The following is a 26,326-nucleotide window of genomic DNA, read 5'->3' as shown; positions in this document are numbered from 1 at the left end:
CGGCCCCCGCCCCGGAAGACCATCATCAACTCCCCGGACCGCGTGCGCACCCCGGAAACGTGTGAGGTGACCGACACGAGCGCCTGCTGCACCGCCACGGTTCCCGGTCGGCTGGCGAAGAGCGCGCTCGGGGGTGCCGTCGAGGGTGGGTCGGCTGTGGGCGAAGCTCCGGTCCCGCCCGGGAACTGAGACCGCTCAGCCCGGAACTCGCGACTTCGTGGTTCCGAAGTTGCCAGTGCCGGGCTCAGGGGTGCCAGGTTCTGCTCAGGCGGGGATTGCCGTCACGCCGAGGGCGAAGTCCCAGCCCCCCACCCCGTGGCGGGCGAGGCCCATCGTGAGCAGACCCGCTCCTTCCAGCCAGTGCGCCATCTCCAGGTCCCCGACGTCCATCGGGCGCATCCCGAGGCTCGTGATGAACGCCTCTACGCCTGCCTTGGCCTGCGCGTCGTCGCCGGCGATGAAGACGTCGGGCCGGCCGTTCTCCAGGACGTGGCGGAAGACGGTGTTGAATCCCTTGACCACGCTGGCATCCGCCGGGGCGACCTTGGCGGCTTCCTGCGCGATGGAGGTGACCTCGCGGTGGGTCAGGTCGTCGGCCGTGGCGTTGAAGGGGTTGCTGATGTCGACGATGACCTTGCCCGCGAGGGCGTCGCCGAAGTGGGCGACGGTCGGAACGACACCGTCGGCCAACAGGGCCACGATGACGATGTCCCCGGCCGGGGCGGTGCCCCACTCCCCCGCGGTGGCGCCGCTGCCGAGAGTCTTGGCCAGGTCGGTGGCCTTGGCGTGATCGCGGCCCATGATCTGGACGGTGTTGCCGCCGGTCAGCGCCCGGGCGCCGATGGTAGCGGCCATGTTTCCCGTGCCGATGATGCTGATGCTGCTCATGCGCTGTGCTCGCTTCCGTTGGTGGGTCCGTTCAGATGACCGTGGTGCCGCCATCGGTGGTCAGTTCCAGCCCGTTCACATAGCTGGAGTCGTCCGAGGCGAGGAACAGGGCGACCGTCGCGATCTCCTCGGGGCGGCCCATCGTGCCGCGCGGAATCAGGGACTCGAACTGCCGCTGGGTCTCCTCGTCGAACAACTCCTCCTGCTTGGCCGTGGCGACCTGGCCGGGGGTCAGCACGTTCACCCGGATCCGCCGGTCCCTCAGCTCGTTCAGCCACACTCGGGCCCAGGCCTGCTGCACGGCCTTGCTCCCCGCGTACACGCTCCATCCGGGGAAGCCTTTGAGCGAAGCGTTCGACCCGGTCATGAGGATCGAGCCGCCGTCGTTGAACAGCGGCAGCGCCTTTTGCACCGTGAACAGCGTGCCGCGCGCGTTCAGCGAGAACGCGCGATCGAACTGCTCCTCGGTGATCTCGCCGAGCTTGCCCTGCTCCCCCATGCCGGCGCTCGCCCAGAGCACGTCGATCGAGCCCTTCTCCCGCCGGACCGTCTCGTACAAGCGGTCCAGGTCGTCCAGGTCGGCCGCATCGCCCTGTACGGCGGTCACGTTCCGGCCGATCACCTTGACGGCGTCGTCCAGCGCCTGCTGCCGCCGGCCCGTGATGAAGACATGGGCCCCTTCCTCGGCGAACAGCTTCGCGCCGGCCAGCGCCATGCCCGTCGACCCGCCGGTGATCACCGCGACCTTGCCCTCGAGCTTTCCCATGACCCACTCCTTTTGTAAACCAATCGGTGTACTTAACGTATCCGGCGCCCCACGGCAGCGCAAGCTAAGTACACCGATCGGTACCGAGTGGGGCTATGATGGACTCATGACGAACGTGGAGAAAGGCCCCCAGGGCCAGCGCCGCGGCAGGGGGGCGCGCGAGCGCATCCTCAGCGCATCACAGCAACTGTTCCGCGCTCAGGGCATCAACGGCACCGGCATGGACCAGCTCTGCGCAGTGGCCCAGGTCTCGAAGCGCACGGCCTACCAGCACTTCGCCGGCAAGGACGATCTCGTCGCCGAGTACCTGCGTCAATTCGATCCCGGTCTCATGGCCGCGGTGTTCGACCGCACCGACCTCTCGCCCCGCGAACGACTCCTCGCGGTCTTCGAGCTCCCCACCTCCGGTCCGGAGGAACTCACGCCCCTGTGCCCGTACATCGCGGCGAGTGTCGAAATCCACGACCCGCAACACCCCGCGACCCAGTACGCACGCGAGCACAAACTCGCCATCGCCGCGCGGCTCGCCGCAACAGCCCGCGAAGCCGGCGCCGCCAACCCCGAGCAGCTCGGCGAACAACTGGCGCTGCTCCTCGATGGCGCCTCGGCCCGCACCCGGGTCCTCAACGCCGAATGCTTCCCCACCGCCGCGGCGATCGCCGTCGTCCTCATCGACAACGCCCTGCCAGCGACGGACCGGGTGCGGGGAAGCGCGCAGGACGCGGTTCGTTCCGAATGACGCGGCGGCCGACGAGTCCGCTCTGCTCCCGTGGAGTCAGCAACAGTGGCTCAGCCGTGGCGGAAGCGGCACGCCTCGGCAATGAGTTCAGCAGGCAGGGCGCGGGGGCCTGCGCCCGGGTGATCGGACGCCCCCCGCACGGCGGAGCGCCCCCGGGCCGCCGTCGGCCCGGGGGCGACAACGCGCGCGACCCTGAAGTGGCTGCCCGGTCGCCCCGCCCGCAGGGGCCGGCAGGGCGACCGGACGGGCGGATCAGCGCAGGCCGGCGAAGAGGTCGGTTTCGGGGACGGTTGCGCCGGTGGTGTCCTTGACCCGCACGAAGGTCTCCGTGCCCATCAGCTCACCGAACCGCTCCTTGCCCATCTTGAGGAAGAAGATGTTCTCGCCCTGGCTGGCGTGCGCGGCCAGCGCGTCGAACTTCTGACCGCTGAACGCGAGGGTGTCCACCCATGTGGAGATCTCCTCGTCGGGGAGGCCGATCTCGGCCATCGCGGCCGCCTCGGCGGGGTCCGGCTCCGGCATGTCCTCGCCGAACTCGCGCAGGATCTCCCCGAAGCGCTGCATCATCGAGCGGGGCATCGTCGTCCAGTACACCTTCGGTGTCAGCGTGGTCATCTCCAGCGCCGCCATCGTGATGCGGTGGGCCTGGATGTGGTCGGGGTGACCGTAGAAGCCGTTCTCGTCGTAGGTGACGACCACATCGGGCTGGTACTGCCGCATGAGGTCCGCCAGCCGGGCGGCGCCCTCCTCCACGGGGGTCTGCCAGAACGATCCGGGGGCGTCGTTGCTCGGCCAGCCCATCATCCCGGAGTCGGCGTAGTCCAGCGTCTCCAGATCGCTGATCTTCAACACGTCACAGCTCTCCTGAAGCTCCGCGCGGCGCATCGAGGCGACAGCCGCTGGATCGTGCCCGGCCTCGCCCGGCTTGACACCTCCCGGCCCGTCACCGCACCCGCCGTCGGTACACGTCACCAGAACCGTGCGGATGCCTTCCGCCGCGTACCGCGCGAGGACCCCTCCGGTTCCGGTGGCCTCGTCGTCGGGGTGGGCGTGTACTGCCATCAACGTCAGGGGCCGATCGGTCATAACACAGTCCTTCTGCAGAAATAGAGTGCGCGGCAGGCCTACCACGAACCTGGAGCCCGGCTGCCGGGGGGGCCAGACCTGCGGGTCTGGGGGTTCCCCGCCCGTGCGGCGCCGGTGCCTCCGTCGATGCAACCATGCCGGCCGGGCCGACTGTTCCCGGTGCGGTCCTGTCGCGCCCCGCGCCAGGACGCACGACCGGCAGATCCGGCGGCTACCTGCCCGCCGCGAGGAGCGGGCAGCCGGGATCGTGCCCTTCGTCAGCCCGCCGGGGGCCCGGACAGCTTGCGCAGCGCGCTGCCGTACCGCCGGGCGGCGGACCGCTGGGCCAGCCGGACGAGCGGACCGACCGCCCGCAGGTACCAGGTCGCGGGGCGGCTGACGGCGGAGACGGTGAAATCGACCGCGCCGTCCGGATGGCGCCGCAGGACGAAGGCCTCCTCGCCGCATTCCGGGTGGCCCGGCAGGGTCCCGTAGGCGAACCCGGTCCGGTGCTCCTCGCGCACGGTCCACACCACCTCGCACGGCGCCCGGAACGGCCCGGCCCGCAGGAGCACGCGTACGCCTGGCGCCGCCTCGTCGGCGGTTGCCGAGACGCGCATCGGGACGGCACGGTGCATCCGCCAGCCGAAGAGCGCTTGGGCCGCGGTGTCGAAACTGCCCGGATCCAACAGGGTGCGCACGTGCAGCACGTGGAATCCGGGGGGCGGCGGCCCGGCGTCGTCGGCCGTGATGCCCGCGGGGCTGTACGTGAGGTCGGACATTCGCGCACCCTACCCGACGCGTCCCCGGCGCCGACCAGGACGCGACAACGGTGCGGCGGGCATCGCCGCCGCACCGTTCGGGCGCCAGGGTCTGGCGGTCACGCCTGTTCGGCGAGAGGGGTCAGGCCATGCGCGGGCCGGCCGTGGTGTTCAGCCAGGCCCACTCGGACCAGGTATTGAAGCCGGTCTGCCATTTGTGGAAGACGCCTGCGCTGCTGGCCCCGAGCACCTCGATCCGGCCGTCCTGGTTGTTGACCGCGGTGATCTCGGTACCGCCGGTGCCGAAGGCGGCCCACGGCGACCAGTCGCCGTTCACGGCGGTCTGCCAGAGGTGGGCGGCGGTGGTGCCGTTGAGGGCGATCACCTCGATGCGGCCGTCGGCCGAACGGGCGGAGGACAGCGCGGAGTTCGCGGGCGCGTCACCGGTTCCGATCCAGGCCGACCAGGTGGTGGGGCTGGTCTGCCACCGGTGGTACACGCCGGTCGCGTTGGAGGCGAACACCTCCAGGCGCCCGTCGACGTCGTGGTTGACCGTCAGCGCGTAGCCGCCGGTGCCGAAGTTCTCCCATGCCGACCAGCCCCCGTTGACGCTGGTCTGGTACAGGTGGCCGAAGGTGCTGTCCGACAGCGCGAACACCTCCAGGCGGCCATCGGGGGTGCTCTCCATCTGCAGGCGCGCGTCGGTGGGGCCACCGACGCCGGCCCAGCCGGCGAAGCCGCTGTTGGGGGCGGTCTGCCAGGTGTGGAACACGCCCGCGGTGCTGGAGGCGAACACTTCGATGCGGCCGTCGGCGTTGCTGCCGGCGGCGATGCGGTATCCGCCGCCGCCCAGGCCGGACCAACCCGACCAGTCGCCGCTCGGGGCGTTCTGCCACATGTGGTCCAAGGTGGTGCCGTTGACGGCGAAGACCTCGAGCCGGCCGTCCTGGTTCGGGGCGAGCGCCAGTTGGGCGTTGGCCGGGCCGCCGACGGGGAACCAGTCCGACCAGGTGCCGTTGACCGCTGTCTGCCAGGCGTGCCAGACGCCGTCCGGGCCGGCGGCGAAGGCCTCCAGGCGGCCGTCCGCGTCGCGCCCGGACACCACCCGTCCGGACGCGTACGGGTGCGGGCGCACGGTGGCGGCGCTGTCCTCGATCACCTGGTGGTAGCGGCGGGCGGTGTAGGAGCTGTTGGGGTGCCCGTCGAGGGAGGCGTCGTCGATGTTGGCGGTCAGGTGCTGCACCCAGGTGCCGCCGAAGGTGTAGTAGGCGAAGTCCCCGTCGGCGTTGAGCCAGTGGTCGAAGAGGAACACGTGCTCCTGGTAGTTGTCCAGGATGTCGCCGGGGCGCAGGTCGTCGCGGCCGATGGGGTACGAGTACTGGTCCCACAGCACCGAGGTGCCGGCGTTGGCGTTGAGGTGCCAGGCCATCGAGATGTAGCCCGAGCAGTCGCGGCGGTAGTTGAAGTCACCGCCGGGGCCCGGTGAGGTGGCTCCTTGGTCGTAGGGGCCCGGTTGGTGGTCGAGCCAGATCTGCGCCCGCGCGATGACTTCGCTGCGGGTGATGGGGCCGCCGCGGTCCGAGTCGGCGGCCGCGGTGCCCACGGTGGCGAGCCCGGTGCCGGTCAGGGCGAGCAGGAGGGTGAGGGTCAGCAGCACGGCGCGGGCTGCGGCCCTTGCTGCGGTGCGCGCCGGGGCGGTGCCGGCGGGTGGGGTGGGGGCGGGCGGCGCCGGGGGCGGTGTCTGGAGTGTCACGGGGCCTTCCATCGTCGTGGGGGTGGGAGGTGCCGGCTTGCCCGCCCGGTGGCGTGCGGGCACGGCGATCACGGGCGGGCAGCTGCGGCTGCCCGCCCTGGTCGGTGGTGCGGTCCGGTCCGGTGGGCGGTGGTCGGGCTCAGGTGACGGCGGGGCCGGAGCCGCTGCCGACCCAGGCCCAGTCGGACCAGGTCGTGAAGCCGGTCTGCCACTTGTGGTAGACGCCCGCCTGGCTGGTGCCGAACACTTCGATGCGGCCGTCGGCGTTGGTGACGGCGGTGATCTCGCTGCCGCCGTCGCCGAAGCCCGCCCACGGCCCGTAGGGGGCGTTGAGCCCCGTCTGCCAGGTGTGCTGGGCGACGGTGCCGTTGATGGCGAACACCTCGACGCGCCCGTCCGGTGTTCGCTCGCTGGTCAGCTGGGCATCCGCCGGTCCGCCCGCGCCCTGCCACTGCGACCAGCTGGACGGGCCGGTCTGGTATTTGTGGAACACCCCGACCGGCCCGGAGGCGAACACCTCCAGCCGTCCGTCGGCGTTGTGGTCCACCGTCAGGTCGTGGCCTCCACCGCCGAAGGCATCCCAGGTCGACCAGCCGCCGTTGACCGCGGTCTGGTACTGGTGCTGGAAGACCTCGCCGTTGAGGGCGAACACCTCGAGACGGCCGTCCGCGGACTTCTCCAGCTCCAGACGGCCGTCGGCCGGTCCGCCGCCCGTGGGGGTCCAGGGCGACCAGCCGCTGTTCGGCGCCGTCTGGTACTTGTGGAACACCCCGACCGGCCCGGAGGCGAACACTTCCAGCCGTCCGTCGCCGTTGGCGCCCACGGCGACATCGTGCCCGCCGGTGCCGAACGCTTCCCAGCCCGACCAGTTGCCGGACGGCGTGAGCTGGTAGCGGTGCTCCAGGGTGGTGGCGTTGACGGCGAACAGTTCGAGGCGGCCGTCGGCGTTCGGGGCGATGCCCAGCTCCGCGCCGGCCGGGCCGGCCAGCGGCTCCCAGGCGGACCAGTTGCCGCTCGCCGCCGTCTGCCATGCGTGGTAGACGCCGTCGGCCCCGGCTGCGAAGGCCTCCAGGCGGCCGTCGGCCGACCGGGCCGACACCACCCGGCCCGATTCGGACGGATACACCAGCGGTACGGGGCCGGTGCCGGGATTCCCCAGGCGGGCCACCGCGGCGCGGGCCTCGTCCAGGTACCGCAGGTGGCTGCCCCGGTTGTAGGTGGACCACGGCTGCCAGTTCGTTCCGTGGGAGGAGATGCGATAGGCCTCGTTGGCGTTGCACTGGGCGTCGAAGGCGCAGGCGTCGGTGACGTCCGGGTGGTACTCGTCGTTGATCTGCCACAGGCCCCGGTCGGTCGAGCCCGGGGCGTCGACGTTGCCCTGGGTGTTGGTCGCGGAGGGGTTGCAGCCGGATTCGGCCAGCGCGACCGCGACGGCCGTTTCGAGGGCTTCGCCCCGCCAGCCGGCGGTGTAGCCGACCTGCGCGCACAGATCGCTCGGGGCGGCGTACGCCGGCGACGCGCCGATGAGCAGTCCTGCGGTGACGAGCAGGGCCGCCAGCAGGGACACGCCGGCGTGGCGCCGGGTGCGGTGTGCCGGTGCCGTCGTTCCGGTCCGGGCGGACCGTTGCACGTGGAGCATCTGCTCCTCCTCCAGGTTCTCGCGGGGTCGGTCCAGCGCCCCGGCCTTGTAACCACCTAGCCGCACAGCCGTATGGGGGATCGGCCGTGCCGATCCCCCATGGCCCCCGTCCCGGCGGTGGGAGCCCCGTCCCCCCAGCCCACCGCCGGGCGATTGTTGCGTCAGGCCCGGCGCAGCCGGCCGACGACGCCGTCGATGTCGCGCTGCAGCAGGTCGTGGCGGATGAAGTGGCCGCCGGGCACCTCGTACCACTCGTGCGGGATGCCCGCGTTGCCGAGCAGTCCGCGGAACTCGCGCTGTCCGGCGAGGACCTGGGTCTCGTTCATCGTGTCGAACCAGTTGATCGGGTCGGGGCTGGTGCCGGCGACCAGGAAGATCCGCTTGTTGCGGTAGCTCTCGATGCGCTCCACCGGGTTGTCGGCGCTCACCCGGGCCTGGTCCCACAGCGGCGCGCCGTACACGGTGCCGCCGTTGAGGTCCAGGGCCGCGGAGGTGACGTTGGCCCAGTGGACGACGAGGCCGTTGTCGCGGCGCAGGCTCGGCGGGCCGGAGTGGGCGCTGACCGAGGCGAAGTGGCCGTAGTACTTGGCGGCGTACTTCAGCGCGCCGAAGCCGCCCATCGAGAAGCCGGCGACGGCCCGGCCGTCGTATTCGGCGTAGGTGCGGAAGTTCGCCTCGACCCAGGGCAGCAGCTGCCCGATGTGGAAGGACTCCCAGTTGCGGGGGCCGACGTTGGAGCTGACGGGGTTGGAGTACCAGCCGGCGTGTCCGCCGTCGGGCATGACCACGATCAGCGGCCGGCCGGCGGTCATCTCGCGGATGTTCTCGCGGTCGAAGGTGATGAAGTCCTGGTCGGTGCCGCCGCCGTGGAAGAGGTACAGGACGGGGTAGGTGCGTCCGCTGTAGTGGTAATCGTCGGGGAGCAGGACGTTCACGCCCGGGTTCCACCCGATCTCGTTGGTCGCGAACCGGTAGTACCACATGCGCGGGTCGCCTTCGTTGCGGTCCACGATGCGCAGGCCGAAGCCGTCATCGGCGGCCGCGGCCGACGGCGCGGCGGCGAGGACGCCGGCGCCGCCCAGGGCCATCGCGGCGGACAGTCCGCCCACGGACTTGAGGATGCTGCGGCGGGTGGGCTGGTGTGCGGTCAACACGACCTCCAGGTCGAGGGGCAAGGGAGGGGACGGACGCCCGCGGTGAGCGGCGCCGTCCGGTGGACGAGCGGCGGCAGGGGTCGGGGGCGGGCGGCCGGGTGGCGGCCGCGGGGCGGTGGCGGGGTGGCCGGGGTGCGGGCCGGGCGGACGGGCCCGGCGGCTACGGCAGGCTCGCTGCGGCGGCGGCGCTGTAGACGGCCTGCTCCTCCGCGCCGAAGTGGGTGGAGCTCATGTTGGGGCCCTGGACCCAGCCGAACAGGCCGATGATCTGTCCCGGGTCGTCGTAGCGCGAGAAGACTCCCACCTGGAGGCCTTCGCCGGTGGCGGGGTCGAAGTTCTGCAGGAAGGCGCCGCCGCTGCAGCCGGGCGCCTGCGCGCCGGGCATGACGTCGTTGTAGTAGACCGGGTCGTTGCGGGTGGTGCCCGCCGTGACCATGAGGCTGCGGCCGTCGAAGGTCCGCTGCAGCGCTGCCGGCACGTTGCCGGGGCGGTAGTAGTTCCGCTCGTTGATCGTCGGGTAGCCGAAGATGTGGTTCGTCTGGTTCTGCGGCTGGCCGAAGCCGATCCGCTGCGCTCCGGTGACCTGCTCGATCGGCCGGGGGTCGTCGGGGTTGGCCACCAGGACCGCGGCCATGTCGCGGCCGAGCATCCAGTCGGCGCTCTGACTCCAGGTATTGGTGATCCACTCGCGGGTCACGCCCCACACCCCGTACGGGGCGATGTCCTTGCCGGGCAGCGCCGTGCTGGTGGTGTTGCGCGGCAGGCTCGCTCCGTTGAAGCCGGGGACGAAGACCATATTGGTGGCGAGGACGTTGCCGAAGCCGATGTCGAGGGGGGTGTGGATGCGCAGGCAGTGCGCGGCGGTGACCACGACGCTCTGGTTGCCGCTGGTGACCACGTCACCGGAGCACGAGGAGGTCGAGACGGCGCCGGTGCTCACGTCGGTGTAGACCATGAAGAGCTTGCCGGCGGTGCGGGAGATCAGCCCCTGCTTTTGGGGCCAGGGCTTGCTGAGGTTGTCCCAGCCGGCGGGCGGTGCGGTCGCGTCCTGGCTTTCGTGGTTGAGGCCGGTGGCGGCCATCCTCGCGAGGGTCCAGTACTCCACCTCCGCCCGTAGCTTCTGCTGGTGGTCGGCGCCGGCCGGCACCATCGGGAGGAGTTCGAACGCGGGCACGTCCGCGCGGGCCGGTGGTGCGGTGGTCAGCAGCGCGGCCAGTAGCGCGAGCAGGCCGAGCGCGGCGGTGGTCGCGCGGCGCGACAGCGGGGCGATGGACAAGCTGTTCCCTCCTTGAGGGCGGGCATGGGGGCGGACCGGGGCGGGCGCCCGGCGGGGCGCCCGCGGACAGGTCCCGCCTTACGGGTTGGTGGTGACGTCGAAGCCCGCGCCGTACACCCCGGCGGGCGCTGCCGCGTCGCGGGCCCGCAGGTCGGCGAGGATGTTCGCGGAGCTGGTGTAGGCGAAGGGCGGCCAGGACAGGATGATCGCCTTGGTGATGCCGGCCCACGGGCCCGACGCCTGGAAGCCGTTGTCCGACGAGGGCAGCGCGCTGCCCGGCACGTGCTGGATGGCCGGGCCGCCCGAGTCGCCGGCCTGGTGCGGGGCCACTGCCTGGTAGATGCCGTCCTGGTTGTCCCAGAGCGTGCCGTACCACACCCCCGTCTGGCCGGACACGATGAGCTCGTTGCTGCCGGGGGCGAGCAGCCGCTCGGTGTCGAGTGCCGGGCTCAGCGCGTTCGGGCTGACCTCTCCGCCGGGCACCGCCAGCTCGCCGGTCTGCCGCAGGTAGGGCCCCTGCGCGGACATCGTCACCTCGGGCACCAGCTCGATGATCATGTAGTCCTTGGTCAGGTGTCCCGTCTGCGACCCCTCGGGGCCCTTGAAGTAGCGGATGTGTCCGATCGGGCCGAAGCCCGGGTCGGCCCGGTCGTAGACGGGGGCGATGTCCTCGTGGATCTCGCGGTCCGCGTAGCCTGCGCCGGAGACACAGTGGCCGGCCGAGATGGCGATGTGGTGCCCGTACTTGTCGGTGCCCACCGCGCCGATCGTGCAGAACGCGTCGGGTTGCGACAGGCTGAAGAGGATCTGCATCGCGTTGAAGACGCGTTTGCCCGGCTGCGCCTGGGCGGCGACGGCCCCCAGGGACAGCACCAGGGCGAGGCTCAGCAGGAGCGTGGTCAGCCGCTTGGTCATGTGCGGAGAGTCCTGTCTTCCGTGCGGAGGGGGTCAGGCGGAAACGAGGGTCGCTTCGAGCCGCGGGACGAAGTCCACGAGGTCCTGTGCCCAGCACCCGGAGTTGTGGCCGCCGTCGCAACTGCCGCCCCACATCGCGCCGTTGCCGTAGTCGACGTAGTGGTAGGGCTGGCCGAGCGCGTCCAGGGCCTCCTTGGCGTGCGCGGACGCGGACTGCGCCCACAGCTCCGGGTTGGCGGCGTCGCCGTCGCCGTTCCCGGTGTAGAGCGCCACACCCATGCCGGCCAGCCGGTCCATGTGGGTGGACGGGTCGGCCTCGGTCCAGCGCCAGTCGACGTTGAACACCGGGTAGGGCGAGCCGAAGATGGCGTCGCTGGAGACCGCGGGCCCGAAATCGAGCGAGCAGGTGGGGCCGCTGGTCCCGCACAGCGCGGCCCCGACGTTGGTCAGCGTGGCGACCACGGCCGCGCGCATGACGAGGTGGTCCACCGACAGGTCGACCGCACCGGAGAACGCGCCGACCTGGCTGAACAGTTCGGGATGGTTCTGGGCGTAGTGCACGGAGCCGAAGCCGCCCATCGACAGCCCGGCCACCGCGCGCCCGCTCCTGGTCGCGTTGGTGCGGAAGTTCGCGTCGATGAACGGGATCACCTGCTGGATGTGGAAGTTCTCCCAGTTCTGCGCTCCGGCCGCGGTGTGCTGATCCAGCCAGTTGGTGTACCAGCCCCGCTTGCCCCCGTCCGGAATGACCGTGATCATCTTCTGGGTCGCGGTGAGGGCCGGGTAGGCCAGGTTCGGGTTGCCGGGGTCGTCGGAGGCGCCGTGCAGGAAATACAGCACCGGGTAGCGTTTGGTGGCGTCGGCCGCGTAGTCGCGGGGCAGCAGGATCCGGATGTGGTGCTCCCCCGCGACCTCGGGCGTCGTCACGGTGATCACGAAGTTGGTGGCGGACCCGACGGGCTCCCCGACCTGGGTCAGGCCGAAACCGTCGGCGGTCCGCTGCGGGCCCGGGCCCGCCGCCTGCGCGGACGCGGTGGTGGACACGGTCGACAACCCCGTCAGGATCACGGTGGCGGCAACGGCGGCGACGGCTGCTCGGGCGCGCAGAAGCCGTGCGGGCAGGACTGATCGCATCAGTTGTCCTCAAGGGTGCGCTGGATGGCCAGGGGCTGGCGGTTCAGCCCGACTCAGGAATTGTCATCGCACGACTCCGCGCGGCGCCAGCGATGCCGGTGTCGCACATGAGCCACTGGCGCAGCTGCGCCTACCCGACAGTAGAATTCGATGGCCGTGCCACCGACTCCGGTGCGGATGAGGGGGAGCCGTGCACGACGTCTTGGACCCGCACTCCGACCGCGGGCGGGTCTACCGATCCTTGGTCGGCCATCCGCGAGAGCCCGTCGGCGGGTTGGCGGCCCGCACGGGGCTGAGCGCGGCCGTGGTCCGCGCGGTGGTGGAGGAACTCGCCGCCCACGACATCATTGTGCGGACCGACACCCGCCACGGGGAAGCCTCGGGAGCCGGGGAAACCTCCTGGGAGGCCATACCGCCCACGGAGGTCGTCGAGAACCTGCTGCAGCGCGAGGCCGCGGCCCAGAGCACCCTGCGCAGGACCGGAACGGAGCTGGAGCGCCTCTACCGCTTCGCCCGCCGGGACGCCGGCCACTACGGCGCCCTGGAGGTCGTCGAGGAGTCCGCCCGCCGGATGGCCGTCAGCCGGCAGCTGCAGCACACCGCGGGCCAGCAGATCCGGGTCATCGACGTCCCCCCGTACACCGGCACCTCCGAGCACTACCGTGAGCAGGAGGTACTCCAGCGCGAGCGGATGGCCGCCGGCGTCGCCTACCGCTCGATCTACCACGGCTCGGTGTTCGACGACCCGGTGGCCTGGCCCAACATGGCCCGCATGGTGGAAGCCGGCGAACAGGCGCGGACCTTGGACGATCCGCCGCTGAAACTCGCCATCAGCGACGGCGACCTGGCGGTCGTGACCCTGCCCGCCGACGACCACCTGGGGGTCGTCTCCCTCGTGATCCGCCCCTCCAGCCTGCTGCAGGCGCTGGCCAACGTGTTCGAGTCCTTGTGGAGGCTCGCCGTGCCGGTGTCGGCCGGGGGCAGCGGCACGCAGATCGACGCCCGGGACCGCCAGATCCTCACCCTCATGGCCAGCGGCGCCACCGACGACGCGATCGCCCGGCACCTGGGCCTGAGCCGCCGCACCGTCGTGCGCCGCGTCTCCACGCTCCTGGCCGCGCTGGGCGCCTCCAACCGCTTCCAAGCCGGCGTGCAGGCGGCCCGCCGCGACTGGCTGTGAACCCCCGCACCACAGCCCGCGCGTACGCCGCCCCCCACCGGTCGCCGTGCGCGGACGACCAGCGGCCCCGATGCCGCCGGCGGGACGCGCGTGAGATCATCCGTCCATGAGCAGCGACCTGGACGTGAGCGCTCTGGCGATCAATGTCACGATCCCGCCGGCGCTCCGCTGGACGGACACGCGCCGCGGTGAAACGTTCACGCTCACCACCCTCAACGTCCGGCTGCTCCCGGACGGCAGCCTCGCCGCCAAGGCCTACGGACGACCGGTCGGTGGGGGTCGGGGCGCCTACGTCTCGTTCCCCGTCCCCGACGATCCCGCACTGGCGTCCCTGGTCGCGGACGCGGCCGGCCACGCCGGCAGGTTGTGGGCCGCCCACCGCGGTCTCGGCTGAGCCCCTTCGCGTCGCGCTGGGGGCACCGGGCGCGGCCTGCCGCAGGAGCACGCCGGCAGGTGGGGTGAACGTGGCCCCCGGAGGGTCCCGGGGGCCACGCCGTGGTCGCGCCGGTCACCTGCTCCGGCGACGACCCTCCCCCGTCTCAGCGGTAGTAGTAGGCCTTCGCCTCGACCGTGTGCGCCTTGCCCTGCAGGTAGATGCGCATGTAGTACGCGGTGCCGGACGACGCGGTCGTCTTGACCGTCATCCAGTTGCCGTTGCAGTAGCCCCAGCCGCCCTTCTTGACGACCTTCTTGTCGCGGGTCCGCACCACGTCGATCTTGTACTTGGTGCCGTCACCACCGTTCCAGCAGCGGGCGTTGACGCCGAGCGTGCCGCTGCGCGGGACGAAGTCGGGCGTGGCCCAGTACTTGGTGGGCTTGTGGCTCTTCGGCCCCCAGATCAGGTGCCAACTCGCCCTCGCGGCCGACGCGTCGGTCCGCGCAGCGGCGCTGCCCGGTGCGCTCGCCGCCGCGGGCGCGGCCTGGGCGGCCGGAGCGGCCAGCGCCAGCCCTGTGCCCAGCGCCACCGTAGCCGTCGCCAAGGCGAGGCTCTTTCGTGCCGTCATCATGTCCCATCCCTTCCCGGACCACCGGTCGGGTTCCCCCGTTGGGCCCCGTGTCGACCGGGTCTGTCCGGCGCCCGGTCTCATCGGCCGCGGCGCCGTGGTGCTGAGGCAAGACGCTACGGGCGGGCCCTGCCAGGACGCGTCCGGCGACGGGTTGAACTACCGGCCCAACCGCGGCAGTAGACGCGCGGTTCCTGCATCTTTCGCGGTACCGCGCCAGTTGGAGGCCCTGCCCCCGCCCCCCGGGCTACGCTGCGACAATGCGGACCCTCCTCCCCGGCCGCGTGGGCCTGGCCGCCGACGCGCTGCTGGCCGTGGCGCTGACGAGCGTGGCCGTGCTCCTGGGGCAGGAGGCCTCCAGCCAGGGGTGGACCGCGCTCGACGCCTGCGGTTACGCGCTCGTCGCGCTGGTCAATCTGCCGCTCGCGCTGCGCAGCAGGGCACCGGTCGCCGTCTGCGCCTTCGTCCACGGGGTGTGGTTCTGCTACGTCACCGCCGGCTACTGGCCCGTGGTGAACACCTTCGGTCCGATGCTCGCTATCTACACGGTGGCGTCGCTGCGTCCCGCCCGGCAGTCCATCCCCTGGGCCGCCGTGATGGCCGGCATCTGGATCTACGCGGGCGTCGTCAGCCACAGCGACTCCCTGCCGTCCGTCGTCGGCCAGGCCCTCGTCTTCCCGGCCGTGCTGTGGCGCTTCGGCACCACCGCCCGGCGCGCCGCCGAACTGGCCGGACGGCTGCGCGAGGAGCAGGCGGAGCGGGCCCGCCGCGAAGTGGCCGAGGAACGCGGCAGGATCGCGCGCGAGCTGCACGATGTGGTGGCGCACCACCTGTCGGTGATAGCGGTGCAGGCGGGCCTGGCCGGTTTCGTCTTCGACTCGGACCGGGACACGGCGCGCACCGCGCTCGCCACGATCTCCGGCACCAGCACCGAGGCCCTCGATGAGTTGCGCCGCATGCTCCAGGTGCTGCGGGCCGGGGACGAGGACAGCGCTCCGGCCACGCCCATGCCGGGCCTGGCCCGGCTGGGCGAGATGATCGAGCGGGTCCGGTCCGGTGGCGTCCGCGTCGATCTGCGGATCACGGGCCCGGTCCGCCCGCTGACGCCCGGGATCGACCTGTGCGCGTACCGCGTCGTGCAGGAGGCCCTGACCAATGTGCTCAAACATGCGCCCGGTGCCAGTGCGAGCGTGGACCTGCGGTATACCGCGCGCCAGGTGGAGGTGATCGTCGCGGACGACGGACAGGGGGTGCTTTCGGACAAGGTTCGGCCGGGGGGCGGGCATGGGTTGATCGGCATGCGGGAGCGGGCCAAGCTCTACGGCGGGCGGGTCGACATCGGCCCGCGGAGCGCAGGGGGATTCGCGGTGCGTCTGACGCTGCCCACTTCCCCGCAGGCCGTAGGCGAGGGGGACGACACGCCGGAATGACCAGGGTGCTCGTCGTCGACGACCAGTTTCTGATTCGCGCCGGACTGGTCGGTCTGCTGCGCGCGGCACCCGGTATCGAGGTGGTCGGCGAGGCCGCCGACGGTGAGGAGGCCCTCGCCCTGGCCGCCCAGACCCGTCCCGACGTGATCCTGATGGACATCCGGATGCCCGGCATGAGCGGCGTCGCTGCCACGGAGCGCATCCTGGCCGACGCGCCGGACCCACCGCCTCGCATCCTCATCCTGACCACGTTCGACCTGGACGAGTACGTCTACGGCGCTCTGCGGGCCGGTGCCTGCGGGTTCCTGCTCAAGGACTCGGGGCCCGAGCGGCTGCTCGCCGCGGTGGCGGCGGTCGACGGAGGCGACGCGCTCTTTGCACCCAGCGTCACCCGCCGTCTGGTCGAGGCCTTCGCCCAGCGGGCCGGAACCGCCGCGCACACGGGCGAACCGCCGCCCGATCTGGGGGCGTTGACCGCGCGCGAGCGGGAGGTGCTGCGCCTGACCGCCCGAGGCCTGTCCAACGTGGAGATCGCCGGTGAGCTGGTCATCAGCGAGGCGACGGTCAAGACCCACCTCAATCGCACGATGACCAAACTGGACCTGGGCAGCCGGGCGCAGGCCGTGGTGGTGGCGTACGAGACGGGCCTGGTCACTCCCGGGGGCGCGAGCTGACCGCCCGCGGAGAGGTGTCCTGCGTCGGGACGCCGATCCGGCCCTCGGCAGGGGCGTCGGCCTGGACGGCCCGCGGGATCGTCTCCCGCGGGCCGTCCGTCGACCATCTTCGATGACGCTCGTGCACCATTCGTCAGCTACCGCAGTGGGGCCCGGTGCCCCGGCGAGCGCGTTCTTGGGGGGAGGGCACGCGGCCTGTCGGACCGGACCTCGGGCGGCGGTAGCCGCAGGGCGGAGCGTCCTCGCTTCCTCCTCGCGCGGTGGGGGTCAGGTGCGGGTCCAGCGCTGGTTGCTGCCGCCCGAGCAGGCGTAGAGCTGGATCTGGGTGCCGTTGGCGGTACCGTTGCCGACGGCGTCGAGGCACAGGCCGGACTGGACGCCGACGATGGATCCGTCGGAGTTCAGCCGCCACTTCTGGTTGTCGCCGCCCCAGCAGCTGTAGATCTGCACCTTGGTGCCGTTGCCGGTGCCGGCGGCGTCCAGGCACTTGTTGCCGTAGACCGTGAGCTCCCCGGCGGCGGTGGAGGTCCACTGCTGGTTGGTGCGGTTGTTGCAGTCCCACAAGTTGAGCTGGGTGCCGTCGGTGGTGCTGGCGCCGGGTACGTCCAGGCAGCGGCCCGAGCCGACGCCCTTGATCTGCCCGGACCCGGGGGTCGGGCCGGGGTCGGACGAACCACCGTTGAGTGCGTTCAGCACGGCGGTGTAGGCGGCCTTCTTGCTGCCGTCGCCGTTGAACAGCAGCGGGGTCTGCTCCGCTCGCCAGGAGTCGCTGTCACGCACACCCCACACGGTGATGCCGAGGCAGCGCGAGACGGCCAGGCAGTCGTTGGTGACGTTGGCGTAGGTCGTGGGCGAGGCACCTTGGATGTCGAGCTCGGTGATGGCCACATCGACACCGAGGGCGGCGAAGCTCTGCAGCGTGGTGCGGAAGTTGCTGTTGTACGCGCTGTCGTTGTTGAAGTGCGACTGCAGGCCGACGCAGTCGATCGGCACACCGCGCTGCTTGAAGTCCCGGACCATGGAGTACACGGCCTGGGTCTTGGCCCAGGTCCAGTTCTCGATGTTGTAGTCGTTGTAGCAGAGCTTGGCGGCGGGGTCGGCGGCGCGCGCGGTGCGGAAGGCGACCTCGATCCAGTCGTTGCCGGTGCGCTGCAGGTTGGAGTCGCGCCGGGCTCCTGAGTTGCCGTCGGCGAACGCCTCGTTCACGACGTCCCACTGGACGATCTTGCCCTTGTAGTGGGCCATGACGCCGTTGATGTGGTCGGTCATCGCCTGCCGCAGCGAGCTGCCGCTGAGGCTCTGCATCCAACCGGGCTGCTGGGAGTGCCAGGCCAAGGTGTGGCCCCGTACCTGTTTGCCGTTCTGTACCGCCCAGTTGTAGACGCGGTCACCGGCGGAGAAGGTGAACTGGCCCCGCTGGGGTTCTGTGGCGTCGATCTTCATCTCGTTCTCGGGCGTCACCATGTTGAACTCGCGGCCCGCGATCGTGGTGTACGCCCCGTCGTTGAGGCGGCCCGAGGCGATGGCGGTGCCGAAGTAGCGGCCGCTCTGCGCCGCGGAGGCGCCGAGCGTGCTGGCGGCGGCGTGTGAGGTCTGCGGCACCGCCAGTGCGGTGGCCGAGCCGAGAACGCCGACGACGAGCGCCATCCACAGACCGCCGATCTTGCGGCGGACGGTGGGTGGGGGGATGGCAGATGAGCGCATGACCGAGCCTCCAGGATGGTTATCACGGAAGAGGTGAAAGCGCGGCAGAAGTAATCCGCGTCAGCGATGCCCGTATCCGCGGTAAAGGGCGTGCACGGCCGGGGCGCGACGTTTTGCAGGCCGGCACCCGACACCCGGACAGACGGGTGATATCGCTTCGGGATTCAGTCTGGAAATTTCCCGGAAACAAGTCAAGGGTTTCGAAATTGTTTCGGAAAGGCGGCCCTGTCGGGGCCGGTGGGCGCAGCAGTTCATCGACACCCGCCCGTGGAGCATCACCTGTAGAGCCAAGCCAGCAGGGGTCATCGCATCGTGGCGCGGGCGCTCCGGGGCGATTCCTCAGCGTTCTGGGCAGTCGCGGGCGGGCCAGCCGACAGAAGCGCGGGCCGGGCACGAATGCCCGAGCCGGCGAGAAAGTGCGGGGACACACGGCGATTCACGAAGGGGAATCCAGCCATTTACGGCTCGATGTTTCGGTGCGCGTCTCAGTAATCGCTCTGCGCCCCCCGAAAAGTGGGCTGCCCTATTGCGGACCGGAGCGCTGGAGCCCGCGCGGCCACGGCCGCGACGCCGGTCGCCCTGATCACGGCGGGGCGACTGAAGGGGTGGGCCGGCACGGCGAACTCCAGGGTCGGTGGGAGCAGCGGCCGAGGGGTCCTCGACGGGCGACGTAGGAGGTGCCGCACGGTGGTGTGGCCTTCGGCCGCACGGTTGCGGCAGGTTCACCGCACCCTCCGGGCGGCCAGGGGCCGGCGGCGGGAACCGGTGGATCCGGGCCGGGGCGCCAGGGGTGGCGGCGCCCGTCCGCAGCCCGAGTGTTAACGCTCACAATGAGCGTGTCAAGACTTTCGACCGCAGGGTCGGCGGCGTCGGCCGGGCCGTCCCCCGCCCACGCGAGCCGGTCCGGCGCGCCGCTGGCCGGTGGCCGGAACCGGTGGGCGCACGTCAGCGACGCCCGGGCCCAGCGGTGGACGCCACCTCGGATACGCATCCGCCGCACCAGACCGGCGACGCGCTCGGACGCGGGCAGCAGGGGGTCGTGCCCGGGCTCGGTCAAGGGTTTCTCCTAGGGACGAGGCGGAGCGGTGGAGAGCCGGACCTTGAGCTCGGTCGAGAGCTCCATCCGAGGGCTGACCAGGGGCTGGCGGTCCAGCAGTTGGAGCAGGGTGCGGGCGGCGAGCCGGCCCATCTCCTCCAGCGGCTGGCGGACCGTCGTCAGAGGTGGGGAGAGCCATCCGCACGTCGGCAGGTCGTCGAACCCGACCACGCTGAGGTCCTGCGGGATACTCAGCCCCGCCCGCCGGGCGGCTTCATAGACACCCATCGCCTGCTGGTCGCTGCCGGCGAAGATGGCGGTCGGCGGCTCGGGCAGGGCGAGCAGTTCCTGGGCGCGCCGGAATCCGCCCTCGTGCTGGAAGTCGCCGAACCGGATCAGGTCGCGGTCGACCTCGACCCCGGCGCGCTCCAGCCCGGCCCGGTACCCGTCGATGCGGGCCTGGCTGCAGAGCATCTCCTTGCGCCCGCCGATCGCGGCGATCCGGCGGTGCCCCAGCTCCAGCAGGTGCTCGGTGGCGGCCAGGCCGCCCGCCCAGTTGGTCGCACCGATGCTCGGCACCCCGTTGCCGGGCAGGTCGATCGGATCGATGACGACCAGCGCCACCCCGGCCCGCTCGACCTGGGCGCGCTGGGCGTGGGTGACCGAGGCGGTGACGAGGATGACGCCGTCGCTGTGGTGCAGCACCGGCAGTTCCGCCCAACTCGACGGTGTGGCCTCCCCCGGCGGGACGAGCGAGACGACGGTGCCGACGCCGCGCTGCGCGCATTCGGCCTCGACACCGCGCAGGATCTCCACCGCCCAGGCGCTGTCCAGACCACCAATGATCAAGTCGACCAGGCCCGACCTGCGGGCCCTGCCCTGCCGCCCGGGGTGCAGGTAGTGGCGGGATCGCAGCAGGCTCTCTATCCGGTCACGGGTCGCAGGTGCGACATCGGAGCGGCCGTTGATCACCTTGGACACCGTGGCCTGGGAGACCCCTGCCTCCGCCGCGATGACCGCCAGGGTCGGACGCTGCTCGCTCAACTTCGCTCCTCTGCACGGCCGTTGCGGCCGGCGACAGATAACGGAAACTTTCGAAAAGTTTCCGGTCGATTCAGCCGGCTTGTCAAGGCCGCAAACAGCGCCCGTTCTGGAGAAATTCGGCCGTAGGTCTTGACCGAACAGCCTGGTGTTCCTACTTTGTGGCAGCAATGAATTCGAGAGTATTTCGAAACATTTTCGCTCGCGCACCGACACTCTCCACCCGGAGGTCCCATGGCCGGCACTCCCCCCACCCGACGGCACTTCCCGGCGCTCTCGCCCTGACCGCACCGTCCGCGCCGCCGACTGCGGCCTGCAGCGGTGCCGACTCCGACGGCACGTCAGCCGACGTTACGGCGTCCTTCACCTGACAGAGCATCGCGACGACGGAACCGGGCACGTCCCTCTTCCCGCAGATCCCCCGGCCTTCCAGCCGCGCCGACAACGCGCTCGCCCTGGCCCCCTCGTGGCGGCCATTCCCCCCCCCGCCCGCGCCTTCCCCGCCGTCGCCGAACGACCGCTGATCGGCCGCCTCGCCGCGGGCACCAGCACAGGCCGACCCACCCCGGAAGCATCCACCCCCCAGGAGACGCTGTGAAACGTCTGACCGCCCTGGCCGACTCAAAAATGTTAGCGCTATCATTACCGTCGGCTTTCACTCCGTCACGGAGCGCCGACTATCGTCGGCCCGCTCCGCAGCCCATCGGCGGATCCGGTTGCCCGCTGCCCTCCACCCAGGCCGCCCGGTACACCGACCGGGTCGCAGCCTGTCTGGCCGGGACCGGCCGGCTCGACCCCAGTCCCCCCGACTCCCCGACGCCGCCGCTGCGCGGTGCGCCGGGATCGCCCCACCCCCGCCCCCTGAAGGAGCTCTTCTGATGCGGTTTCGCCATCCACCCCTGATCCTGGGCCTCGTCCTCGCGGTCCTGACGTCCTTGCTGCTCGGGGCCACTTTGAGCGCCGCCCCGCCCGCCGCCGCGGCGACCATCGACACCAACGCCTCCTACGCGCTGGTCAACCGCAACAGCGGCAAAGCCCTCGACGTCTACAACCTGGCGACCAACGACGGCGCACGCATCACGCAGTGGACCAGGAACGACCAGAACCAGCAGCTGTGGCAGTTCGTCGACTCCGGCGGAGGCTACTACCGCATCAAGTCCCGCCACTCGGGCAAGGTGCTGGACGTGCAGAGCGGATCCACCGCCAACGGCACTCCGATCGTCCAGTGGGCCGACGCGAACGGCACCAACCAGCAGTGGCGACTCGCGGAGAGCCCGGACGGCTACGTACGGCTCATCGCGCGCCACAGCAACAAGGCCCTGGAGGTCCAGGGCGCCTCCACCGCCGACAACGCGAACATCGTCCAGTACGACGACTGGGGCGGCACCAACCAGCAGTGGCAACTCGCCCCGGTCGGCGCCGGCAACCCCGGCACCTGCGCCCTTCCGTCGTCGTACCGCTGGGCCTCGACGGGCGCACTGGCGCAGCCCAAGGCAGGGTGGGCGTCGCTCAAGGACTTCACCGTCGCCCCCTACAACGGCAAGCAGCTCGTCTACGCGACGACGCACGACACGGGCAGCAGCTGGGGTTCGATGAACTTCGGCCTGTTCACCAACTGGTCGGAGATGGGCTCGGCCGGCCAGAACACGATGTCGGCAGCCACCGTCGCGCCGACACTCTTCTACTTCGCGCCGAAGAACATCTGGGTGCTCACCTACCAGTGGGGCGGCAGCGCCTTCTCCTACCGGACGTCGAGCGACCCCGCCAACCCCAACGGCTGGTCCGCACCGCAGGTGCTCTTCTCCGGAAGCATCGCCGGTTCCGGCACCGGACCCATCGACCAGACGCTCATCGGTGACGGCACGACCATGTATCTGTTCTTCGCCGGAGACAACGGGAAGATATACCGTGCCGGCATGCCGATCGGGAACTTCCCGGGCAGTTTCGGCTCGACCTCGACCGTGATCATGAGTGACACGACGAACAACCTGTTCGAAGCCCCGCAGGTCTACAAACTCCAGGGCCAGAACCGCTACCTCATGCTCGTCGAGGCGATCGGTACGCAGGGCCGCTACTTCCGCTCGTTCACCGCCTCCAGCCTCAACGGCTCCTGGACGCCTCAGGCCGCGACCGAGGGCAATCCTTTCGCCGGCAAGGCCAACAGCGGCGCCACATGGACCAACGACATCAGCCACGGCGAACTGATCCGCACCAGCGCCGATCAGACCTTCACCGTCGACCCCTGCAATCTGCAGCTGTTGTACCAAGGGCGCAGCCCCAACTCCTCCGGTGACTACGGCCTGTTGCCCTACCGGCCGGGTCTGCTGACCTTGCAGCACTGACAGCATGCCACCGGCCCCGGCCCCGGCTCCGCTCAGGAACCGGGGCCGGGCGGGCTCGACGGCACGCCGAGCCCGCCCGGGCCACGCGCCACGTTCACGACCCCTGACCGCCGGCAACGTCCGTGATCTACCGGTGAGCATCGCAGTAGCACCAGGGCACGGCGCTCCGCATCGAGGGCCGGGGCGCAGCCGGCCCCTGGGTGGGCTGACGCCGGAGCCAACTTTCCATGAAGTCCTGGCAGGACTGTGGCCGAGCATCGCTACTGACTGGTAATACGTAGGGGCGCGGGGCGGCCGCGCGCCCTCGTACAGCTCACCGTCAGGAGACCTGCCCATGAGCGCTCACACCAGACGCCACTTCCTCACCGGTGCTGCGGCCACTGCGGCGGCAGCAGCTCTGGGCCTGGCGGACGCGCCGTACGCGTCGGCCGCCGCCCGGGACCGGGCCGTGGCCCTGAGCGCGGCACGCGCGGTCGATATCGAAGGCACCACGCTCGCCCAGGCCGCGACGGCGACCGGCACCGGGACGTACAAGACGCTGGCCGCGGGGCCGGGTTGGCCGCTGGTGGTGCGCGCCGAGCTGTCCGCCGGTGCCCCCGGGCGGGACACCCGGCGCACGGGGGTGGCCTCCTTCGTGCAGTTCACCGACCTGCACCTGGCCGACACCGAGTCCCCCGTGCGCTTCGAATACCTGGCGAAGTACATCGGCTCCGCCTACCGCCCGCACGAGGCACTGACCGCGCGCGGCGCGGCCTCCCTCGTCGAGCGGATCAACTCCCTGTCCGGCGGCCCCTACACGGGCCTGCCGTTCTCGCTGGTGATGGCGACCGGGGACAACACCGACAACCATGAGCGGGTCGAACTCGACTGGTATCTGTCCGTGATGAGCGGCGGCACCCTCACCCCGAACACCGGCGACACCGCACGGTACGAGGGTGTGCAGAACTCGGGCTCCGCGCTGTACTGGAACCCCGAGTCGTCGTTCCAGGACGACTACAAGAAGGTCGGCTTCCCGCAGGTGCCCGGGTTCCTGGCGGCAGCCGGCAAGCCCTTCACCGCCGGCGGGCTGCGCACGCCCTGGTACAGCACGGTCGGCAACCACGACGACAGCATCGAAGGCACGCTGCCGGACCTGGGGTTGCTGAGCTCGCTCTACACCGGTGGCCGCAAGATCGAGGGCGTGGACGACGCGACCGCGGCCAAACTCGCCGACGTGCTCCAGCACGACCCGGCCGCCGCGGTCGTGCTGCTGCTGCAGCTCCTCAAGGGCGGCGCGCCCGTCCGCCATGTGACGCCCGACGCCCAGCGTGCCCCGTTCACCCCTCAGCAGTTCGCGCAGGCGCACCTCAACGCCGCGTACACCGGCCCCGGCCCGTTCGGCCACGGCTACACCTCCGCGGCGGCCGCCAGCGGCAAGCTCTACTACACCTTCCCGATCTCCGACGGCGTGCTCGGCATCAGCCTCGACACCACCAACCGCGCCGGCTGGGCGGACGGCTCCATCGGATCGGCCCAGCTGCGGTGGCTGGAGGGCGTCCTGCAGTCCGCCAGCACCCACTGGTACGACAAGGACGGCCGCGTCGTCCGCCGCGGCGCGAACGACCAGTTGGTGGTGCTGTTCAGCCACCACACGAGCACCACCATGGGCAACACCCTGCCGGACCCGTACAACCTGCTGGACGGCCGGCACACCGGTGGCGAGCTGGTCACGCTCCTGCAGCGGTACCCCAACGTCGTCGCGTGGGTGAACGGCCACACCCACGCCAACCGCATCACCCCGCACGGCCACGCCGTCGCGGAGCGGGCCTTCTGGGAGATCAACACCGCCTCGCACGTGGACTTTCCCCAGCATGCCCGGCTGATCGAGATCGCCGACAACCAGGACGGCACCCTGTCGCTGTTCACCACCCTCGTGGAGTCCGCCGCCCCCTACGCCACCGACTACGCCTCCTCCGCCGAGGCGAACCTCGCCGCCCTCTACCGCGAGCTGTCCTTCAACGACCCCTACGCCTCGCCCGCCACCAAGCTGGGCGGCTCCGCCGACCACAACACCGAACTGCTCCTGGCCAAGCCGGGCGCCTGAGCCGAGAGGGCGGCGTCGGCCGGGTGGGCGGGTCAGCCGCCCTGGCCGGCGCTGCCGATCGGACCGACCTTCACCGATGAGCCGGCGCCGTCCGTGACGGGCAGCGTGGCGGCGCCCGGCCAGGCGAGGCTGACCGTCTTCGTCTCGTTCGGCGGGGTCACCAGCAGGCCCGTGACGCGGACGCCGGAGCCGCCCGAGGCGTTGATCGGGTAGTTGATGCCGAACGACACCGACTTCCCGTTCTTCAGGGTCATCGAATCGGCCTTCTGCCCCGTGCGCAGCGCGGGCAGCGACCCGGCGCTGGTCTTCAGGTCGACGCCCGCGTACCCGGCGAGCGTGCAATCCCGCCCGCCGTGGTTCTTGAACGTCACCGCGACGGTCCCGTCGCGGTCACCGTCGATGGTGCTGTCCATCGCTGTGATCTCCAGCTCGCCGGTGCGGCACTTGCCGGACGCGCCGTTGTTGTCGGAGCCGGATCCGGCGGCCGAACCCGGCCCGGCGGACTTCTTGCCGCCGCCATCGTTGGCGCCGCTCTGGTCGGAGCCGCTCGCGCCCGGAGCACTGCTCGAGGACGGTGCGCTGGGAGCGGCCGACGCCTTGCTCTGGTCCGTGCCACCCGCGTCGCTCTGGCATGCCGTGAGCGCAAGTCCGGTGGCAACGACCAGGGCTGCGAAGGTGAGCTGGTGAACGGGCATCGTGTCTTCCTCGGTGTCAGTGGGCAGTACGGGCCGCCCGGGTACGGATCCGTACCGGCGAGCGTTTCCGATCACCAAGAGGCGTTCCACCCAGCGCGCCGTTCCGCGGAACTGCCTGCTAATACATCCCCGTTACACACAGCCCGACCGCCGGTGCGCTGCCACCGCGCGTCGCCCGCCATCGCCGCACCGCTGGAACAGAGCTGTGACCCGGTGGATCTTGACCACGTTCGGGCACCTGCCCTGCTGGACGTGGCGTGGGTCGAGGGCCGGTACCGGCACTGGGCCCGCCCGCGGCTCTCGCGTGGGTGAGGTAGCGTCCTTCGAGGCGGGGTGCTCGCGGCGGGGACCGTGCAGCCTCGACCGACGACGCAACCGGGCCCCGTACCGTCCGTCCGTCATGCGAAGGTGAAGAAACGTGATCGTTCCGGTGTTGCTCGGGCTCCTGGTGCTGGCCGCCGTGGGCGGTTGTGTCTGCGTGGTGTGGGGCGCTCGCGGTGGCCCCCGGTGGGTCCGTGCCGTGGCATCGGTGACCCTCGCCGCGGGCGACGCGGTGCGCCGCTCCGACAAGCGCCGGCGGCGGGGTCTGCAGGGGACGTCCGGCCAGGACTGACCGCCGGTCGGGTGCGTGCCGTTCGGGCGGACTGCGGGCACACTGGCGGGCATGCCTCTCTCCTTGCACCACATCGTCATCGACGCGCACGATCTGCCCGCCCTGGCCCGGTTCTGGGCGCAGGTGCTGGGCTGGCAGATCCTGTCCGAACGGGAGCGGGAGGTCGTGATCGGGCCGGCCGAGACCGCGTCGGTGGGCATCTGCTTCATGGCGGTGACGGATCGGAAGGTGGCCAAGAACCGGTTGCACCTGGATCTGACGTCCGCCGCGCAGGACCGGGAGGCCGAGATCGAGCGGATCCTCGCGCTCGGTGCCCGCCGGGTGGACGTCGGCCAGCGGGGCGACGAGTCGTGGATCGTGCTGGCCGACCCGGAGGGCAACGAGTTCTGCGTGGTCCGCCCGAAGTCGACCCTGATCAACTAGAAGGTGTTCGC

Annotated in this window: 23 protein-coding genes; 9 read left to right on the top strand and 14 right to left on the bottom strand. The window is 71.1% G+C overall.

Features of this window, described 5'->3' with window-relative positions; all coding sequences use genetic code 11:
- Positions 1-264 precede the first annotated feature (264 nt).
- On the bottom strand, positions 265-888 hold the full coding sequence (locus ABZ721_RS34255) for an NAD(P)-binding domain-containing protein (RefSeq protein ID WP_358792696.1): 624 nt from the start codon (positions 886-888) through the stop codon (positions 265-267).
- Positions 889-919: 31 nt separating this feature from the next.
- Positions 920-1,654, bottom strand: coding sequence for an SDR family oxidoreductase (locus ABZ721_RS34250; RefSeq protein WP_358792695.1), 735 nt, complete (start codon positions 1,652-1,654; stop codon positions 920-922).
- Positions 1,655-1,760: 106 nt separating this feature from the next.
- Between ABZ721_RS34250 and ABZ721_RS34245 the strand changes: the two genes are divergently transcribed.
- The gene (locus ABZ721_RS34245) at positions 1,761-2,393 is read left to right on the top strand and encodes a TetR/AcrR family transcriptional regulator (protein WP_358792694.1); all 633 of its coding nucleotides are present in this window, start codon (positions 1,761-1,763) and stop codon (positions 2,391-2,393) included.
- A gap of 252 nt (positions 2,394-2,645) precedes the next feature.
- On the opposite strand, the gene ABZ721_RS34240 is transcribed toward ABZ721_RS34245, so the two are convergent.
- The 8 genes from ABZ721_RS34240 to ABZ721_RS34205 all read right to left on the bottom strand — a co-directional run bounded on the left by ABZ721_RS34240 (position 2,646) and on the right by ABZ721_RS34205 (position 12,090).
- A complete protein-coding gene (locus tag ABZ721_RS34240; RefSeq protein WP_358792693.1) occupies positions 2,646-3,479 on the bottom strand; it encodes a PIG-L family deacetylase in 834 nt (277 codons plus the stop codon).
- Positions 3,480-3,736: 257 nt separating this feature from the next.
- A complete protein-coding gene (locus tag ABZ721_RS34235) occupies positions 3,737-4,240 on the bottom strand; it encodes a DUF1990 domain-containing protein (RefSeq protein ID WP_358792692.1) in 504 nt (167 codons plus the stop codon).
- A gap of 121 nt (positions 4,241-4,361) precedes the next feature.
- Positions 4,362-5,972 carry a M23 family peptidase gene (locus tag ABZ721_RS34230; protein ID WP_358792691.1) on the bottom strand — a complete coding sequence of 537 codons (1,611 nt, stop codon included), beginning with the start codon at positions 5,970-5,972 and terminating at the stop codon, positions 4,362-4,364.
- Between the two features lie 139 nt (positions 5,973-6,111).
- Complete coding sequence (locus ABZ721_RS34225; protein WP_358792690.1) at positions 6,112-7,611, bottom strand: hypothetical protein; 1,500 nt, start codon at positions 7,609-7,611, stop codon at positions 6,112-6,114.
- Between the two features lie 161 nt (positions 7,612-7,772).
- Positions 7,773-8,762 carry an esterase family protein gene (locus tag ABZ721_RS34220; RefSeq protein WP_358792689.1) on the bottom strand — a complete coding sequence of 330 codons (990 nt, stop codon included), beginning with the start codon at positions 8,760-8,762 and terminating at the stop codon, positions 7,773-7,775.
- A 163-nt stretch (positions 8,763-8,925) separates the two neighbouring features.
- Positions 8,926-10,041: a hypothetical protein gene (locus ABZ721_RS34215; RefSeq protein WP_358792688.1), complete on the bottom strand. Its 1,116-nt coding sequence runs from the start codon at positions 10,039-10,041 to the stop codon at positions 8,926-8,928.
- Positions 10,042-10,119: 78 nt separating this feature from the next.
- Positions 10,120-10,956: a hypothetical protein gene (locus tag ABZ721_RS34210; RefSeq protein WP_358792687.1), complete on the bottom strand. Its 837-nt coding sequence runs from the start codon at positions 10,954-10,956 to the stop codon at positions 10,120-10,122.
- Between the two features lie 33 nt (positions 10,957-10,989).
- Positions 10,990-12,090 carry an alpha/beta hydrolase-fold protein gene (locus ABZ721_RS34205; protein ID WP_358792686.1) on the bottom strand — a complete coding sequence of 367 codons (1,101 nt, stop codon included), beginning with the start codon at positions 12,088-12,090 and terminating at the stop codon, positions 10,990-10,992.
- A gap of 190 nt (positions 12,091-12,280) precedes the next feature.
- Between ABZ721_RS34205 and ABZ721_RS34200 the strand changes: the two genes are divergently transcribed.
- Entirely contained in the window at positions 12,281-13,270 is a 990-nt protein-coding gene (locus tag ABZ721_RS34200) for a helix-turn-helix transcriptional regulator (protein ID WP_358792685.1), read from the top strand.
- 106 nt (positions 13,271-13,376) lie between these two features.
- The gene (locus tag ABZ721_RS34195) at positions 13,377-13,664 is read left to right on the top strand and encodes a hypothetical protein (protein WP_358792684.1); all 288 of its coding nucleotides are present in this window, start codon (positions 13,377-13,379) and stop codon (positions 13,662-13,664) included.
- A gap of 145 nt (positions 13,665-13,809) precedes the next feature.
- Here ABZ721_RS34195 and ABZ721_RS34190 read toward each other — a convergent pair whose 3' ends face one another.
- Entirely contained in the window at positions 13,810-14,277 is a 468-nt protein-coding gene (locus ABZ721_RS34190; RefSeq protein ID WP_358792683.1) for a hypothetical protein, read from the bottom strand.
- Between the two features lie 257 nt (positions 14,278-14,534).
- Here ABZ721_RS34190 and ABZ721_RS34185 point away from each other — a divergent pair, with 257 nt between their 5' ends.
- Together ABZ721_RS34185 and ABZ721_RS34180 are read left to right on the top strand one after the other, a co-directional pair.
- The gene (locus tag ABZ721_RS34185) at positions 14,535-15,704 is read left to right on the top strand and encodes a sensor histidine kinase (protein ID WP_358792682.1); all 1,170 of its coding nucleotides are present in this window, start codon (positions 14,535-14,537) and stop codon (positions 15,702-15,704) included.
- A complete protein-coding gene (locus ABZ721_RS34180) occupies positions 15,701-16,378 on the top strand; it encodes a response regulator transcription factor (protein WP_358792681.1) in 678 nt (225 codons plus the stop codon). Before ABZ721_RS34185 ends, ABZ721_RS34180 begins: the two co-directional genes overlap by 4 nt.
- Positions 16,379-16,645: 267 nt before the next feature.
- Here the strand turns inward: ABZ721_RS34180 and ABZ721_RS34175 are convergent, their stop codons facing one another.
- Positions 16,646-18,082 carry an endo-1,4-beta-xylanase gene (locus tag ABZ721_RS34175; protein ID WP_358792680.1) on the bottom strand — a complete coding sequence of 479 codons (1,437 nt, stop codon included), beginning with the start codon at positions 18,080-18,082 and terminating at the stop codon, positions 16,646-16,648.
- Positions 18,083-19,148: 1,066 nt separating this feature from the next.
- Positions 19,149-20,162, bottom strand: coding sequence for a LacI family DNA-binding transcriptional regulator (locus tag ABZ721_RS34170; RefSeq protein ID WP_358792679.1), 1,014 nt, complete (start codon positions 20,160-20,162; stop codon positions 19,149-19,151).
- 875 nt (positions 20,163-21,037) lie between these two features.
- Between ABZ721_RS34170 and ABZ721_RS34165 the strand changes: the two genes are divergently transcribed.
- The gene (locus tag ABZ721_RS34165) at positions 21,038-22,501 is read left to right on the top strand and encodes a non-reducing end alpha-L-arabinofuranosidase family hydrolase (protein WP_358792678.1); all 1,464 of its coding nucleotides are present in this window, start codon (positions 21,038-21,040) and stop codon (positions 22,499-22,501) included.
- A 334-nt stretch (positions 22,502-22,835) separates the two neighbouring features.
- Entirely contained in the window at positions 22,836-24,584 is a 1,749-nt protein-coding gene (locus ABZ721_RS34160; RefSeq protein WP_358792677.1) for a TIGR03767 family metallophosphoesterase, read from the top strand.
- A gap of 32 nt (positions 24,585-24,616) precedes the next feature.
- On the opposite strand, the gene ABZ721_RS34155 is transcribed toward ABZ721_RS34160, so the two are convergent.
- Positions 24,617-25,279, bottom strand: coding sequence for a DUF4232 domain-containing protein (locus ABZ721_RS34155; protein WP_358792676.1), 663 nt, complete (start codon positions 25,277-25,279; stop codon positions 24,617-24,619).
- 418 nt (positions 25,280-25,697) lie between these two features.
- On the opposite strand from ABZ721_RS34155, the gene ABZ721_RS34150 reads away from it, so the two are divergent.
- Both ABZ721_RS34150 and ABZ721_RS34145 read left to right on the top strand, forming a co-directional pair.
- Positions 25,698-25,892, top strand: a complete 195-nt coding sequence (locus ABZ721_RS34150) for a hypothetical protein (RefSeq protein ID WP_358792675.1) — start codon at positions 25,698-25,700, stop codon at positions 25,890-25,892.
- 51 nt (positions 25,893-25,943) lie between these two features.
- The gene (locus ABZ721_RS34145) at positions 25,944-26,315 is read left to right on the top strand and encodes a VOC family protein (protein WP_358792674.1); all 372 of its coding nucleotides are present in this window, start codon (positions 25,944-25,946) and stop codon (positions 26,313-26,315) included.
- Positions 26,316-26,326 lie beyond the last annotated feature (11 nt).

The organism is Streptomyces sp. NPDC006733, assembly GCF_040636125.1.
GTDB lineage: Bacteria > Actinomycetota > Actinomycetes > Streptomycetales > Streptomycetaceae > Actinacidiphila.
This window is presented reverse-complemented; position numbering and strand designations above follow the sequence as displayed.

Bases quoted from the DNA above. Each gene is read 5' to 3' on its own strand.
- ABZ721_RS34255 (WP_358792696.1), bottom strand. From the start codon at position 888: ATGAGCAGCATCAGCATCATCGGCACGGGAAACATGGCCGCTACCATC.
- ABZ721_RS34250 (WP_358792695.1), bottom strand. From the start codon at position 1,654: ATGGGAAAGCTCGAGGGCAAGGTCGCGGTGATCACCGGCGGGTCGACG.
- ABZ721_RS34245 (WP_358792694.1), top strand. From the start codon at position 1,761: ATGACGAACGTGGAGAAAGGCCCCCAGGGCCAGCGCCGCGGCAGGGGG.
- ABZ721_RS34240 (WP_358792693.1), bottom strand. From the start codon at position 3,479: ATGACCGATCGGCCCCTGACGTTGATGGCAGTACACGCCCACCCCGAC.
- ABZ721_RS34235 (WP_358792692.1), bottom strand. From the start codon at position 4,240: ATGTCCGACCTCACGTACAGCCCCGCGGGCATCACGGCCGACGACGCC.
- ABZ721_RS34225 (WP_358792690.1), bottom strand. From the start codon at position 7,611: ATGCTCCACGTGCAACGGTCCGCCCGGACCGGAACGACGGCACCGGCA.
- ABZ721_RS34210 (WP_358792687.1), bottom strand. From the start codon at position 10,956: ATGACCAAGCGGCTGACCACGCTCCTGCTGAGCCTCGCCCTGGTGCTG.
- ABZ721_RS34205 (WP_358792686.1), bottom strand. From the start codon at position 12,090: ATGCGATCAGTCCTGCCCGCACGGCTTCTGCGCGCCCGAGCAGCCGTC.
- ABZ721_RS34195 (WP_358792684.1), top strand. From the start codon at position 13,377: ATGAGCAGCGACCTGGACGTGAGCGCTCTGGCGATCAATGTCACGATC.
- ABZ721_RS34190 (WP_358792683.1), bottom strand. From the start codon at position 14,277: ATGATGACGGCACGAAAGAGCCTCGCCTTGGCGACGGCTACGGTGGCG.
- ABZ721_RS34185 (WP_358792682.1), top strand. From the start codon at position 14,535: ATGCGGACCCTCCTCCCCGGCCGCGTGGGCCTGGCCGCCGACGCGCTG.
- ABZ721_RS34180 (WP_358792681.1), top strand. From the start codon at position 15,701: ATGACCAGGGTGCTCGTCGTCGACGACCAGTTTCTGATTCGCGCCGGA.
- ABZ721_RS34175 (WP_358792680.1), bottom strand. From the start codon at position 18,082: ATGCGCTCATCTGCCATCCCCCCACCCACCGTCCGCCGCAAGATCGGC.
- ABZ721_RS34165 (WP_358792678.1), top strand. From the start codon at position 21,038: ATGCGGTTTCGCCATCCACCCCTGATCCTGGGCCTCGTCCTCGCGGTC.
- ABZ721_RS34160 (WP_358792677.1), top strand. From the start codon at position 22,836: ATGAGCGCTCACACCAGACGCCACTTCCTCACCGGTGCTGCGGCCACT.
- ABZ721_RS34155 (WP_358792676.1), bottom strand. From the start codon at position 25,279: ATGCCCGTTCACCAGCTCACCTTCGCAGCCCTGGTCGTTGCCACCGGA.
- ABZ721_RS34145 (WP_358792674.1), top strand. From the start codon at position 25,944: ATGCCTCTCTCCTTGCACCACATCGTCATCGACGCGCACGATCTGCCC.